Source organism: Pseudoalteromonas sp. SWYJZ12 (genome assembly GCF_015864395.1).
Classification (GTDB): Bacteria; Pseudomonadota; Gammaproteobacteria; order Enterobacterales; family Alteromonadaceae; genus Pseudoalteromonas; species Pseudoalteromonas arctica.
Genome location: NZ_JADYXH010000004.1, coordinates 305,275 through 319,899, shown reverse-complemented (window position 1 = coordinate 319,899; position 14,625 = coordinate 305,275). Strand labels below are relative to the sequence as shown.

Here is a 14,625-nt window from a genome sequence, read left to right as displayed (position 1 = left end):
TGTGAAGAATCAAACTGAATATCAGCCCCAAGCTATTTAAAGAAAGCTTGAGGCTGGTTAGAAGAGATGGTATCTACTTAGCTATAAAAGTACTGTCACCATCTAACAAATCACTGTTAATGATTACTGCTTTAAAAGTCGCTTTTCTGGATTATTTAAGTACTTTAAGCCAATGGTAACTATGCGTGTATGTACCATTGTTATAACGCGTATTTGCACATTGCCAATAACAACAATATCGCCTTTACTGACTTCTCCTGAAAGCTTTTGGTTAATCACTTCTTCCAAGCTTATCTCTTCTGGAGCGTCTATGTGCATGTGGTAAGAGTAAAATATATCACCTACCAACGTTACTCCTTTCACTTTAAGTTCGTTGTGAGCTAAGTGGCTATCTTGATGGTTTGTTTTATCGGTTGCTGTAAAAACTAAATCAACAAAAGGTCTGTTATCTGGTTTTAAAACAACAAATAAGTGATCGTTTGCTTTTAACTTAGTTGAGCCTCGTGGCGGTATGATTGACGGACCCCGTGTGATCATAGCAACAACCACACTCTCAGGAAGTGCCGCATGTGACAAGCTGCGCCCAGAAACCCGAGAAACATCACTTAAGGTGTATTCTACAATTTCTATATCAATATCGTTTAGTGCTGTAATTTCGAGTGTTGCAGCGGCTAGGTCGGGCGGCGGCTCTACTAAATTTAGTTTTTTAGCCATCCAAGGCATTGTTGAGCCCTGTAACGTTGCTGAAATTAATACCACGAAAAAAACAACATTAAAAATAAGTTCAGCCCCTGAAAGGCCAAATAGTAATGGGAATATAGCTAAAATAATGGGTACTGAGCCTCTAAGGCCAACCCAAGATACAAACAGGGTTTCGCGATTATTAAAGCCAAACAGTTTTAAAATAGGCGCTACCGCTAATGGGCGAGCAACAAAAATGAGTGCCAATGCAATAAGCAATCCTTCTAACCATACATCAACCAACGACGATGGGTTAATAAGGAGTCCTAATACAACAAACATGGTTATTTGCCCAAGCCATGCTAAGCCGTCATGAAACAGAAAAATACCGCGTTTATATACAAATTTGCTGTTACCTAAAATAACACCCGTTATAAATACAGCTAAAAATCCACTGCCGCCGAGCGTTGCAGAAAGGCCAAAAGAAAGCAGTCCAAATGCGGTTACCATCACTAAATACAAACCCGATGCATTTAGTTTAATTCGATTAATAAACCAAACCGATACCTTACCAATTAAAAGACCACAAATAGCGCCAACCCCCATTTGTTGAGCAAATAACTGTAGTAAATCCAGCCCTATTGGCATGTCGTTAACGAGCATTTCTAACAAACCAACCGTTAGAAAAATAGCCATTGGATCGTTCGAGGCACTTTCTATTTCAAGCGTAGATTTAAGCTTTTTGTTTAAGTGAATACCCGCACTTCGTAAAAGCGCAAACACTGCTGCAGCATCTGTAGAGCCAACAATAGCGCCCAGTAAAACACCTTGTAATATGGGCAGGTCTAAAATATAAGTGGCCACAAGGCCTGTAATTACAGCGGTAAATAACACCCCGACGGTTGCTAAAGCAGACGCGGGTTTCCACACTTGTTTAATTGAACTGGTAGGCGTTTGTAAACCGCCATCAAATAGAATAATGGCAAGCGCAAGAGTACCCAAAGCATGTGCGGCCTCTGCGTTGTCGAATGAAATACCTGCAATACCGTCTTCACCTGCAAGCATGCCTACAAGTAAAAATAGCACCAGTACAGGTAAGCCAACGCGTGCAGATAACTTGCTCGAGATCACTCCTAGTAAAATTAATATGGCACTAACGAGAATGATATTATCAATTGCAAACATAGTGTGGATTTACAGCCTTATATGAGTTAAAAAGTAAAAATTGCCAGCTATCAAAAAGCTTAAAGCTTATGCTATACAATAACCTAAAAAATATAAATACGGGTACTTAAGTCTATAATTAAATCGTTTTTCTAATAGATATAGACCCTTTGAGTTTGGTATTGCTTAGCTCTATCTTAATTAGCTTTATTTATTTTGAAAACAAAAAAGCCTGCGATTAAGCAGGCTTTTGAGTATTTAAATAATCAAATTTTATAAAACAATAATACTTGTTACTAAGTACGCTAAAAACGTAAGGCCACCACCAAATAAGGCATACGGTAGCTGCGTTTTAACGTGGGTGAGTAAGTCACACCCCGATGCAATAGCCGATACAGCGCTGGTGTCGGATATAGGCGAGCAATGATCGCCAAATATACCACCACCCAAAATAGCACCAACAACAAGCGATGGCGGTAAACCTAGCGCTTGAATAAGTGGCACACCAATTGGGATTAATATAGCAAACGTACCCCACGATGTACCTGTAGTAAACGACATTACAGCGCCGGTTAAAAACAGCACCGGTACTATTAGGTAAATAGGTAAGTAGTCGCCAACAAGTGACGCCACAAATACGCCAGTACCAAGCTCTTTTAAGCTTGCACCAAGTGTAAGCGAAAGCAGTACAATAGCGACTAGCGGCATTAATTCGCCCATACCTTTAAAACCGGTATCAACTAATTGATGGTGCGTAAATTTACGAGAACCAATCATTAAAAAGTAAGCGACAACAATGGCTAAAACCGTTGCGTACAATACTGACTTAGAGCCACTACCCTCTGCCAACACACCATTACCGGTGTAATACATAAAGCCAACCATGCTGGTAATGAGCGTAATAAGCGGGATTAACATGTAACGCGCTTTAGAGGCTTTTATTTCATCTTTTAAGTCGGTTGTTTGAAGCTCTAGTTTTTCTTCGGCTTCTTTCATTGGGCCGTGCACTTTATCAAACGCGATGGTGTAAAAAACAATAACAAGGGTAATTATGGCGTAAAAGTTATACCCTACGCTGCCCCACAATACCGATACAGCCGACTCACCTAGCTCGTAGTTACCTAACAAACCAAGTACAAATGCGCCCCAGCCGTTAAGTAGTATTAAAATACACACTGGCGCACTGGTGCTGTCAATAATGTACGCTAGACGCGCTCGGCTCATTTTAAATTTGTCGAACAAGCCACGCGATAAAATACCCGAGGTAAGTACGCTCAGGTTAGATTCTATAAACACCGCAATGCCGGTAAACATGGTTAAAAAGCCCACTTGGCGCTTACTTTTTGCAATGCCTTTGTTCATTAGCATATTAACAGTTGCTGCAACGCCGCCAGATTCGCGAATGTAGGCAAGCAGTGCACCAATTAAAATACTAAATATTAATATGCGTGTATTACCTGGCGAGCTGGCAACCGAAATAATACGTTCAATGGTATTTAAAAAAGTATCAAACACGCTATTACCTTCGCCCTGAAAGGCGAGTAAAAACTCAGAAGAAGCAACAGCAACAAGTAGCGCCATAATCACTTCTTTTCGCCAAAACACGATAGCAATCGCAATTAGCGGCGGTAAAATAGAATACCAATGCATAAAAAGTTAACCTTAATTATTAGCGAGTAAACCTCGCTTTGTACGCGTTTTAACGCTTATTTGTTAAGCCTAACAACATAAACCGGCTTAGTTTTATAGACCGCTTAGCTTAATGGATTGGCTTACTCAAGTCACCTGTAAATAAATCACTTAAGGTGGCACAGTTAGTACGTTTTAACCTATACGATAGCTTATTGATTTAGTAACGCTTCATAAATAAGCGACACCACAGATCCGTACTGCGCGGTTTCAAATTGTTTACCTGTAAATTCGTAACGTTTTAGCGAGCCTTTAATTGCACTATGGCGAGCATTGGTAAGTAAAACAATAGCCAAGTCGTAAGCGGGGTCAATTACGGTCACTGTACCTGTCCAACCTGTGTGTCCATAAGCTTGTGCGCTTGCATAAGGGCCAAAGTGCCAGCGCCTTGCTTGATTATTACCGGCAAGCCTAAAACCAAGCCCGTAGGTTTCATCGCTTGATTGCGGCGTTAAAAATTGCGCTAAGGCGCTTGCACTAAATAATTGTTGGTCACCGTAGCCGCCATTATTTAATAATAGCTGGCAAAGCACGGCTAAGTCGTGAGCGTTACTAAATAGCCCCGCATGCCCTGCTACACCATCAAGAGAATAATAAGCGCGCTCGTCGTGCACTTGGCCTTGTAAAACAGTGGTGCGAACATTATCAAACTTAATACGCCCGTCTCGTGTGTTGCCGCTAAGCTCTGTGGCTGCAAATTGCTGTGGCTTAAAGCCTTTTTTAAGTGGATTAAATAACGTGTTAGTTAATTTTAGTGGCGCGTACACTTGCTGCTCTAAGTATTCGTCAAGGGGCTGCCCTGTAATACGCTCAATTAGCACACCTAAAATCATGTAATCAATATCTGAGTAAACATGCTGCCCAGATGATTTACTACTAAAAGGCACGCTGGTAAGTAATAGCTGTTTGGTGGTTTTACTGTTTTGCGAATAAAACGCGTCGCCATTGCTGCCATCTTTACGGTGAAAGTCAAATACTGGCGGGTATCCGGCGCTGTGAGTGAGTAAGTCTTTTACTGTGCGCTTTGCTCGGCCTTCGCCTTTATATTCGCTTAGGTAGCTTTGCACGGGTTTATTAATATTTAACAGCCCTTCGCTTACTAATTTCATAAGTGCAAAGTTGGTGGCAAATATTTTGGTGTTTGAGGCAAGATCAAACAAGGTATTAGTTTGCATGGGCTCTGGGCGGAGTAGCATTAAATCACTTTGCTGATATTGCTTTGCATCGCCATAGGCGGTTAATTTTATTAGCTCACCATTTTTAACAACGGCCAATACAGCCCCAGGAAAACCCGCTTTTACATCACGCTCAATTAATGTGTCTACTTCACTAAAATCTACGAGCTTTTTTGACTCATCGCTTAAAGTAGGAAATGCAAAACGCAGTGTTAAGCTTGCGCCAGCAGGGAGAATATTTTCAACCTTAAAGGTATTAACACCGTTGTGAGTATTTTTTGCCAAACTGTAATTGTATAGAGTGTTGGCGCTCAGTTGGCTAACGTCGAGCTTTTGATTATTAATATAAATATCGGCGCTTTGTGCGTTGTGGTTTTGTATTAATAATTGCCCGCGCCCTTTGTAAGCTTTAAACGTTCCTCGGTTATTTACATAAAACCGGCTACTTGGATTTACCTCAGGAAACGTTACAACCACTTGTGCATTAGGCAGCTCTACAAGTTGGCTCTTTGTAAGTGGTAGCACCGAACTAATAGGCTCAAGTGGTGTACTACAACCCACAACAATAAGGCTTAACGTAGCTATAAATACTTTTTTTATATAACTACACCTTTGATTTTTCAAAGCAATAAACATGCTTAGCCCTTATTTATATAGCAAGTAAGGCGCTCTTTGCGCTTTAAATTGCGCAAGCCCCGCCTGCCAGCTTTGTTTTATTTTCGCTTCTGATTGCCCTGCTTCAATAGCTAAGCGCAATTTATTAGTACCCGCTAGTTTATCCATAAAGTCAGCGCGCTCAAAAAACGAGATGTTGCTTTTACTAAGCTCAGTGTACGCATTTATTAAGTAAGTTAAATTTAGGCCTGTAATGTTTGCCTGTCTTAAATCGAGCCCTTGTACGGTTTGGTTTTTAAATTTAGGGTTTAAAGCAGCGCCTTTAATTGCACGCGGCGTAAAATTGAAATTACCTAATGCAACTGGCGAATAGCCAATTACTTGAAACGCAAAGTCGGTACCTCTGCCAATGCTGATAGGCGTTGCCTCAAAAAAGCAAAGCGACGGATAAAGCGCAATGGCTTGATCGTTAGGTAAATTAGGGCTTGGTTTTACAGGCAAATTATAAGCACTTTTGCGAGTGTAATGATCAACAGGGATCACGGTTAATTTTAAATCGGGCGCTTTATTGATCCAACCCTCGCCCTTGATCATTTTGGCAAGTTCGCCAACGGTCATACCGTGTAACACAGGAATTGGGTGCATGCCTACAAACGATTTAAATTGTGGCTCTAATATTGGTCCGTCAACGTAGGCAATATTTGGATTGGGTCTGTCGAGTACTAAAAATTCTATCCCCTGCTCTGCTGCGGCTTCCATCATGTAGTGCATAGAGCTTATATAGGTATAAAAGCGCACTCCCACATCTTGAATATCAAAAATAATGACATCAACATCGGCTAAAGCAGCTTGGCTTGGTTTTTTATTTTTACCGTAAATAGAAATAAGCGGAATACCGGTTTTGCTATCAACGGCATTTTTTACATGGGCGCCTGCATCGTGATCGCCGCGAAAGCCATGCTCAGGTGCAAAAATTTTAGTTATGTTTATGTTTTTAGTCAGTAGAGCATCTACTAAGTGAGTTTGCCCTACCGTTGATGTTTGATTAACTACGAGCCCTATACGTTTATTTTTTAACTGCGGTAAATATTTAGCATATTGCTGCGCACCTACCACAAGTGAGTTATTAGCTTCGTTGGCTTGTGCGCTGGAAATAAAAATAGCGCTAAAAATAAAAAATAACGTAATAAATAGGGTTTTAAACATACTGCAATATCCTTTTAAACAAGGCGTTTAAAATAACATAGGTAATATTAAAGAGCAGCTTTAGAAAAGGGTTAAGTGGGCTTGAGCAGATACAGCGCTTCTCACGCGAGCAAGCTCAGCGTCTACAACGGATGAATAAAACTCGGAGTTTAGATTTAAAGATTAGAGCTAGTTTTACTTGAAAATACCACCTCCCATTTTAAGCTTAAAGACCGTATTTAACCTTCTTAGAGCTAAACGCTTCTAGTTATTTAATTTCTTGGTCAATGAACCACTTAAAGATCTATTACACAAAGAGAAGTAAATGAGAAGACATAAGCCCGGGTTTATTAGTTTAACTTAGCTTTATTACTACCTCTAAAAGCGCAGCGCCTCTTAAACTCTTTGTGAATAAATCACTTATTTCTGGCGTTGCCAACAAATAAAATCTTATAAATTATATTTTTGAGGGGGAATAAAAGCTGTCGCTTCCCACGCGAGCAAGCTCAGCGTCTACAACGGATGAATAAACTCAGGGTGTGGATTTAAAGATTAGAGCTGGTTTTACTTGTAGGCGTGCAGCTTGCTGACGCGACGAGCGAAGCTCGTAAATAAAGTATCAGTTATATCGGTGGTAAGTGATTAGAAGCTAGCGCTTCTCACGCGAGCAAGCTCAGCGTCTACAACGAATGAATAAACTCGGAGTTTGGATTTAAATATTAGAGCTAGTTTTACTTGTAGGCGTGCAGCTTGCTGCCGCGACGAGCAAGCTCTGCGTCTACAACGGATGAATAAGCTCGGAGTTTGGATTTAAAGATTAGAGCTGTTTTTACTTGTAGGCGTGCAGCTTGCTGACGCGACGAGCAACGCTCGTAAATAAAGCATCAGTTGTATCGGTGATAAGTAATTAGAAGCTGGCGCTTCTCACGCGAGCAAGCTCTGCGTCTACAACGGATTATTAAACTCGATGAGTAAAGGTATGATTGCTTTTACTTGTAGGCGTGCAGCTTGCTGACGCGACGAGCAACGCTCGTAAATAAAGCATCAGTTGTATCGATGATAAGTAATTAGAAGCTGGCGCTTCTCACGCGAGCAAGCTCTGCGGCTACAGGAGTGGTAGTTTACATTTCACTTTATTTTAGGCACAAAAAAACCGACTTAATGTCGGCTTGTTTATGAAAGTGGTGGGCGCAGGACGTATCTTGTAAGAGTGAACCTCCGACTTCTTGGTTCTCAATCCTCCTAAACTCTACATTTCACTTTATTTTAGGCACAAAAAAACCGACTTAATGTCGGCTTATTTATGAAAGTGGTGGGCGCAGGAGGATTCGAACCTCCGACCGCTCGGTTCGTAGCCGAGTACTCTATCCAGCTGAGCTATGCACCCACTTTCATAGATTGCTTATTTAAACTCTAAGCAGAGCGTATAAATTCAGACATAAAAAAACCGATTTCCATCGGTTTATTTTTCTTACACTTAAAAGTGTATGAAAACATGAAAGTGGTGGGCGCAGGAGGATTCGAACCTCCGACCGCTCGGTTCGTAGCCGAGTACTCTATCCAGCTGAGCTATGCACCCACTTTCATTTTTACTATTACTTCTTTTTACTCTAAGTGAGAGTCTATAAAGTGGTGGGCACAGGACGTATCTTGTAAGAATGAACCTCCGACCGTTTGGCTTTAGCCAACACTTTACTTTTTTATACTCTAAGTATGAGTCTATAAAGTGGTGGGCGCAGGAGGATTCGAACCTCCGACCGCTCGGTTCGTAGCCGAGTACTCTATCCAGCTGAGCTATGCACCCACTTTATAGTTTACTTATTTTAACTCTAAGTAGAGCTTTTGCTTATTTAGACTCTAAGCAGAGTTATTAAAGTATGGTGGGCGCAGGAGGATTCGAACCTCCGACCGCTCGGTTCGTAGCCGAGTACTCTATCCAGCTGAGCTATGCACCCATACTTTAAAACTTTACAAAACACGCCATTAAAAGAAATGGTGGAGAGGGAGGGATTCGAACCCTCGATAGAGCTACAAACTCTATACTCCCTTAGCAGGGGAGCTCCTTCGGCCACTCGGACACCTCTCCGTCTTGTGGGGCGTATAATAAAGATTTCAGAAAATATGTCAAACACTTTTCTACCAAAAACGACTATATGGTTATAGATTGCACATATGCTTGGTTTAAAAGTGTAATTAGTTTGAAATTTAAGCGGGTTACGTATTTTTATTTGAAGGATTAACACCTAGCACAGGAACTAAGTCATCAGTTAACTGAGCCAAATACTGTTCTTGGTAACCTAATTGTTGAAATTCAGCAATACAAGCACGGTAGTAAGCATTTCTTTCTTGCTCTGATGTGCATTCTTCTGATAAATCATCTACTCGTTTGTCTTTCATACTATTATTCTAAGTCCTTTAAGAATCTATATTTAGCTGCTAAATACCAAGCAGTGTAAATTTCGTGCGTATTCTAGCTAAAACCTTTACATAAATACAACATATGTTTAAAAAACAATCATACTAAAAAGTTATAGCACTGTTAGTTTTAATATTAAAAACTGCCAATAACAATAAATTAGCGAAGCTGAATTGCACATTAACCAGCACTAATAACTACATTTAATTTTTAGTGTAGTACTTATTAATTAAAATACTAATGCAAAGCAAAAAAAACGCCGCTATTAAGCGGCGTTTATTAACTTACTTTGTTCTACCCAAAGCTTAGTCAGCTTGTGGACGCATATGCGGGAACAAAATAACGTCTTTAATTGTTGATGAGTCAGTAAACAACATTACTAAACGGTCAATACCAATACCTTCACCTGCAGTTGGCGGTAAGCCGTACTCAAGTGCGCGTATGTAGTCTTCATCGTAATGCATTGCTTCATCATCGCCTGCGTCTTTCTCTTCAACTTGGCGAGTAAAGCGCTCAGCTTGGTCTTGTGCATCGTTAAGCTCAGAGAAACCATTTGCAAGTTCACGACCGCCAACAAAAAATTCAAAACGGTCTGTAACAAATGCATTTTCGTCGTTACGGCGTGCAAGTGGAGAAACTTCCCACGGGTAGCCAGTAATAAACGTAGGTTGAATAAGCATGTGCTCTGCTGTTTCTTCAAATATTTCACACAAGAACTTACCTGGACCCCAAACACAATTTTCAGGAATTTTAACGTGTACTTGTTTAGCGTACGCTTTTAATTCGTCAAAGTGGTTTTCTGGGTCGTTAAATACCGCAGCATCAAACTCAGGGTTATATTTTAATATTGCATCGCTCATGCTTAAACGTGTAAACGGTTGGCCAAAGTCGTACTCAACTGAGTCAATTACTTCGCCGTTTTCGTCTTTAGTTGTATTAACTACAACTGCACTACCTAGTACGTTTTCTGCAACCGTACGTAGCATGTCTTCGGTGATGTTCATCAGGTCGATGTAATCAGCGTATGCTTGGTAAAATTCAATCATTGTGAATTCTGGATTGTGACGCGTAGATAACCCTTCGTTACGGAAGTTACGGTTAATTTCAAATACACGGTCAAAACCACCTACCACTAAGCGCTTTAAGTAAAGCTCAGGCGCTATACGTAAGTACATGTCGATATCAAGTGCATTATGGTGAGTTACAAACGGACGCGCAGATGCACCGCCAGGTATAACCTGTAGCATTGGTGTTTCTACTTCCATAAAGTCACGGTCTGCTAAAAAGCGACGAATGCCTTCAACTACTTGTGAACGAATGCGGAATGTTTCGCGCGTTGCTTCGTTAGTAATTAAATCAACATAACGTTGGCGGTACTTTGTTTCTTGATCTGATAAGCCATGGAATTTTTCTGGTAACGGACGAAGTGACTTAGTTAATAGTTGGTACTCAGTCATTTCTACGTATAAATCGCCTTTACCTGATTTATTTAATGCGCCTTTAACACCAATAATATCGCCAGTGTCTAGTTGACCATATTTTTCTTTAAGATCTTTTTGAACATCTTTAGATGCATACGCTTGTATGCGACCTTTCATGTCTTGAATTACAAAAAACGGTCCACGCTTTGCTAAAATACGGCCAGCGATAGACACAACTTCTTGCATCTCTACTAATTCTTCTTTGCTCTTATCACCAAACTGGGCTTGCAAATCAGCCGTGTAATGCTCACGACGGAATTGGTTTGGATGACCGTTGGCTGGGCAATTTTCGCGTATAGCGTCTAACTTGCCGCGACGCTCAGCGATTAACTTGTTTTCGTCTTGGATTTTATCAGTCATTTTTTAGCTCTTTATTAGCTTGGTGGTTATAGGCCAGATTTAAGGCTGGCTTCAATAAATTTATCTAAGTTACCGTCAAGTACCGATTGGGTATTGCGGTTTTCAACGCCTGTACGTAAATCTTTAATGCGTGCGTCATCAAGTACGTATGAACGAATTTGACTACCCCAACCAATATCAGATTTAGCATCTTCTTGCGTTTGTTTTTCAGCATTTTGCTGTTGTAGCTCAAGCTCAAATAATTTAGCTTTTAACTGCTTCATCGCTTGGGCTTTATTTTTATGCTGCGAACGCTCGTTTTGACACTGCACTACGGTATTTGTTGGTACGTGAGTGATACGAACCGCCGATTCGGTGGTGTTAACGTGCTGACCACCCGCGCCCGATGCACGGTAAACGTCTATACGCAGGTCTGACGGATTCATATCAATTTCAATATTATCGTCAACTTCTGGGTATACAAACGCAGAAGCAAATGAAGTATGACGACGACCACTAGAGTCAAATGGGCTTTTACGTACTAAGCGATGTACGCCAGTTTCTGTGCGTAACCAACCGTAAGCGTATTCGCCAACAAAGCGGACAGTTGCGCCTTTAATACCAGCAACATCACCGTCGGTCGCTTCAACTAGCTCAACTTTAAAGCCTTTAGCCTCGCCCCAACGTAAATACATACGAAGTAGAATATTACACCAGTCTTGGGCTTCAGTACCGCCAGAACCCGATTGTAAATCAAGGTACGCATCGTTTGAGTCATGAGGACCTGAAAACATACGACGAAACTCTAAACCTTCTAATTGCTCGTTTAGATCAGTTAATTCGCTTTGCGCTTCAACAAAGGTATCTTCGTCTTCAGCTTCTACAGCAAGCTCAAGTAAGCCTTCAACATCATCAGTACCGGCTACAAGATTGTCGATTGTTTCAACAACAGCTTCTAATGCTGACTTTTCACGGCCAAGCGCTTGTGCGCGTTCAGGCTCATTCCACACGGCTGAATCTTCAAGCTCGGCGTTAACTTCTTCTAAGCGTTCTTGTTTAAGAGCGTAGTCAAAGGTACCCCCGAAGCAATTCAGTACGTTCGCGAATTTCCTTGATTTGATTAATCACAGGATTCACTTCAAACATGTACATCACTCCAAAATGGCTAGGTAATTGCGCCCCTTTAAATGGGATTTTCGCAATAAATTATCGTCAAATGATAAAAACGCCCGATTTTAACAAAAAACCGCGCGCTTTATTAGCATTTTATGCATGATATTACATATTTTTTAGTGTACTTTTTCAAGCTCTCTAACTATTAATTGCAGCGTAAATTTACCTCTAAACTCATTTATATCGAGCTGGTACGCTACTTTTACAAACTTCGCCTCAGTATCTGGCCATTCTTTTACATCAATACCAAAAGCAATGGCGTCAACTAATCGACCAGATTGATGCTTTAACACGAGCTTTAAATGCTTTTCGCCTACTATGCGCTGCTGTATTACTTCAAAGGTATGCTCAAACACCGGCTCAGGAAATTGCTGACCCCACGGGCCCGATTGCTTTAATAGCTGGGCAAATTCCATCGTAAAGCAGTCGTTTGGCAGCTCACCGTCGGTAAATACAATACAGCGTTTACTTTCTTCACTCAGTTGCGCGCTAACTGCGGCATCAAACGCTTTTTTAAAGTCGTTAAAGTGTTGCTCGTTAATACTTAAGCCGGCTGCCATGGCATGGCCACCAAATTTATTAATCAAGTGTGGGTCGGCTGTATTAAGCCCTTCGAGTAAATCGCGCATGTGTAGCCCTTCAATAGAGCGGCACGAGCCTTTAATTTCACCGTTTTCGCCACCAGCGAATATAACGGTTGGGCGGTGGTATTTTTCTTTTAAGCGACCAGCCAAAATACCAATAACACCTTGATGCCAATCGTCTTGAAACAAACAAATAGCATCAGGAATGTTATCGTCGCTAAATGCGAGCCTATCAAGCACGGCTTGCGCCTCGGCTTGCATGCCTTGTTCTATTTCGCGCCTTGCAAAGTTTAAGCTATCGAGCTCGCCAGCTATACTACGCGCTTGGTTTATGTCGGTGCTAAGCAAGCACGCTATACCCAAACTCATGTCGTCTAATCGCCCTGCTGCATTTAAACGCGGCGCAAGTGAAAAGCCAAAGTCGCTTGCACTTAAGCGGGCAGCATTGCGGTTAGCCACTTCAATTAGCGCAGTAATACCAGGGCGTGTTTTACCACTGCGAATACGTGCTAAACCTTGGTGTACTAAGGTGCGGTTATTTGCATCAAGTGCCACTACATCAGCAACCGTACCAAGCGCTACAATGTCGAGTAAGTTAGCTAAATTAGGCGGCGGTTGCTGCTCAAAATAACCCAAATCTCGCATTACGCTTCTCAGCGCTATTAATAAGTAAAAAGCAACGCCAACGCCTGCAATAGATTTAGACGGAAAATCACATTCATGTCTGTTTGGATTTACGATTGCATCGGCATTTGGCAGCTGCTCACCTTGTAAGTGGTGATCTGTTACCAGCACTTTTATGCCAACCGCTTTTAAAATATCAATACCGGCAATACACGATATGCCGTTATCTACGGTGATCACTAAGTCAGGTTTTATTTGTACTATTTGCTCAGCAAGCGCGGGGCTTAAGCCATATCCTAAGCTAAACCTGTCAGGAATTAAGTAATCTAAATGCTTAAAGCCAAACATCTCAAGGCCTTGCATTAAAGTTGCAGTGCTTGTTGCGCCATCGGCATCAAAGTCGCCAACTATTAATATTTGGCTTTGCGCTTTTAATGCTTCAATTAATAAGTCGCTGGCTTTGTCGATGTCTTTAAACAATTTGAAGTCGTGAAGCGTAGCTACGCTGTTATTTAGCTCTTCGGCATTGAATACATTGCGGTTAGCATAAATTTGTTTAATTACAGGGTGTAAATTACTCGGCAGATGCGAGTCGTCAACGTTTTCACGCGCAATGATTAGTTTTTTCATGCAGGGTTTTAACTTATTGAGTCGTATTAAAAAGACAAAAAAAGGCCATTAAGGCCTTTTTAATAATAACTAAGCGTTTAATTACGACGCTTTGTTAGCTTCTAATGCTGCTTTTAGTGCTGCTGCTGGCTGGTAACCAGGGATCATTGTACCATCTTCTAAAATAATAGCGGGTGTGCCGCTAATACCAAAGCTTTGACCTAATTGGTAATGCTCTGCAACCGGTGCGCTACAGCCTGCAACTACTTTAGTGCTTGTGCCCGATTTAGCTTCTGTTAGTGCTTCTTGCTGATCGCGTGCACACCATACGTTCATTAAATCTGCGTAACCTGAACCTTGTAAGCCACCACGTGGAAACGCAAGGTACTTAACGGTAATACCCGCATCAAGTAAATCGTCTAACTCGCGGTGTAATTTACGACAGTAACCACAGCTAATGTCGGTAAATACAGTAATACTGTGTTTTTCGTTTGGCGCTTTGTACACAATCATCGATTCTTCGTATTCTTTAAGACCTTCAACACGCACGCCATTTAATGCTTGCTCTGTTAGGTTATTACGATTATTTAAATCAATTAACGTACCTTGCATTAAATATTGACCGTCTGGACTTGCGTAAAGCACGCCCTTATTAGTAATCAATTCTTTTAAACCCGTTACTGGACTTGGATTAATTTGCTTTACAGTTACACCAAGCTCGGCAAATTTAGTAATAATAGGATCATTAGCATCTGGTGTTACAGCAACGCCATTTGCAAATGCACTAATACTTGTGCACAACATGGCACCTGCTAACATTAATTTTTTCATAACTTCTCTCTATCCTAAAAATACTTAATATATTGACCGGCTTAATGATATTTACTTTC

The 14,625-nt window shown here is 41.1% G+C and carries 9 protein-coding genes and 5 tRNA genes; all 14 read right to left on the bottom strand.

The window, feature by feature from the left end:
- Positions 1 to 123: 123 nt before the first annotated feature.
- The 14 genes from I6F42_RS07920 to dsbC all read right to left on the bottom strand — a co-directional run bounded on the left by I6F42_RS07920 (position 124) and on the right by dsbC (position 14,566).
- Positions 124 to 1,866 carry a potassium/proton antiporter gene (locus I6F42_RS07920; RefSeq protein ID WP_197151707.1) on the bottom strand — a complete coding sequence of 581 codons (1,743 nt, stop codon included), beginning with the start codon at positions 1,864 to 1,866 and terminating at the stop codon, positions 124 to 126.
- A gap of 252 nt (positions 1,867 to 2,118) precedes the next feature.
- Positions 2,119 to 3,495, bottom strand: a complete 1,377-nt coding sequence (locus I6F42_RS07915; protein ID WP_197151706.1) for a Na+/H+ antiporter NhaC family protein — start codon at positions 3,493 to 3,495, stop codon at positions 2,119 to 2,121.
- Between the two features lie 191 nt (positions 3,496 to 3,686).
- Positions 3,687 to 5,345, bottom strand: coding sequence for a penicillin binding protein PBP4B (gene pbp4b, locus I6F42_RS07910; RefSeq protein WP_197151705.1), 1,659 nt, complete (start codon positions 5,343 to 5,345; stop codon positions 3,687 to 3,689).
- Between the two features lie 9 nt (positions 5,346 to 5,354).
- The gene (locus tag I6F42_RS07905) at positions 5,355 to 6,530 is read right to left on the bottom strand and encodes an exo-beta-N-acetylmuramidase NamZ domain-containing protein (protein WP_197151703.1); all 1,176 of its coding nucleotides are present in this window, start codon (positions 6,528 to 6,530) and stop codon (positions 5,355 to 5,357) included.
- Positions 6,531 to 7,819: 1,289 nt separating this feature from the next.
- Positions 7,820 to 7,896 (bottom strand) — tRNA-Arg (locus tag I6F42_RS07900).
- A gap of 115 nt (positions 7,897 to 8,011) precedes the next feature.
- Positions 8,012 to 8,088, bottom strand: a tRNA-Arg gene (locus tag I6F42_RS07895).
- Between the two features lie 148 nt (positions 8,089 to 8,236).
- A tRNA-Arg gene (locus tag I6F42_RS07890) sits at positions 8,237 to 8,313 on the bottom strand.
- 74 nt (positions 8,314 to 8,387) lie between these two features.
- A tRNA-Arg gene (locus I6F42_RS07885) sits at positions 8,388 to 8,464 on the bottom strand.
- Between the two features lie 38 nt (positions 8,465 to 8,502).
- Positions 8,503 to 8,595: transfer RNA gene (locus I6F42_RS07880), tRNA-Ser, on the bottom strand.
- Between the two features lie 128 nt (positions 8,596 to 8,723).
- On the bottom strand, positions 8,724 to 8,906 hold the full coding sequence (locus I6F42_RS07875; RefSeq protein WP_010553261.1) for a hypothetical protein: 183 nt from the start codon (positions 8,904 to 8,906) through the stop codon (positions 8,724 to 8,726).
- Positions 8,907 to 9,230: 324 nt separating this feature from the next.
- Positions 9,231 to 10,766, bottom strand: coding sequence for a lysine--tRNA ligase (gene lysS / locus I6F42_RS07870; protein WP_197151701.1), 1,536 nt, complete (start codon positions 10,764 to 10,766; stop codon positions 9,231 to 9,233).
- A gap of 26 nt (positions 10,767 to 10,792) precedes the next feature.
- A protein-coding gene (gene prfB, locus I6F42_RS07865; protein ID WP_197151699.1) for a peptide chain release factor 2 occupies positions 10,793 to 11,891 on the bottom strand; the annotation gives its coding sequence in 2 pieces (ribosomal slippage) (positions 10,793 to 11,815 and positions 11,817 to 11,891; 1,098 coding nt in all).
- Between the two features lie 143 nt (positions 11,892 to 12,034).
- On the bottom strand, positions 12,035 to 13,756 hold the full coding sequence (gene recJ, locus I6F42_RS07860; protein ID WP_007583770.1) for a single-stranded-DNA-specific exonuclease RecJ: 1,722 nt from the start codon (positions 13,754 to 13,756) through the stop codon (positions 12,035 to 12,037).
- An 81-nt stretch (positions 13,757 to 13,837) separates the two neighbouring features.
- A complete protein-coding gene (gene dsbC / locus I6F42_RS07855; protein ID WP_007583768.1) occupies positions 13,838 to 14,566 on the bottom strand; it encodes a bifunctional protein-disulfide isomerase/oxidoreductase DsbC in 729 nt (242 codons plus the stop codon).
- Between the last annotated feature and the right edge of the window lie 59 nt (positions 14,567 to 14,625).

Coding starts and splice junctions, on each gene's coding strand:
- pbp4b (WP_197151705.1), bottom strand. CDS start 5,345: ATGTTTATTGCTTTGAAAAATCAAAGGTGTAGTTATATAAAAAAAGTA.
- lysS (WP_197151701.1), bottom strand. CDS start 10,766: ATGACTGATAAAATCCAAGACGAAAACAAGTTAATCGCTGAGCGTCGC.
- recJ (WP_007583770.1), bottom strand. CDS start 13,756: ATGAAAAAACTAATCATTGCGCGTGAAAACGTTGACGACTCGCATCTG.
- I6F42_RS07875 (WP_010553261.1), bottom strand. CDS start 8,906: ATGAAAGACAAACGAGTAGATGATTTATCAGAAGAATGCACATCAGAG.
- I6F42_RS07915 (WP_197151706.1), bottom strand. CDS start 3,495: ATGCATTGGTATTCTATTTTACCGCCGCTAATTGCGATTGCTATCGTG.
- I6F42_RS07905 (WP_197151703.1), bottom strand. CDS start 6,530: ATGTTTAAAACCCTATTTATTACGTTATTTTTTATTTTTAGCGCTATT.
- dsbC (WP_007583768.1), bottom strand. CDS start 14,566: ATGAAAAAATTAATGTTAGCAGGTGCCATGTTGTGCACAAGTATTAGT.
- I6F42_RS07920 (WP_197151707.1), bottom strand. CDS start 1,866: ATGTTTGCAATTGATAATATCATTCTCGTTAGTGCCATATTAATTTTA.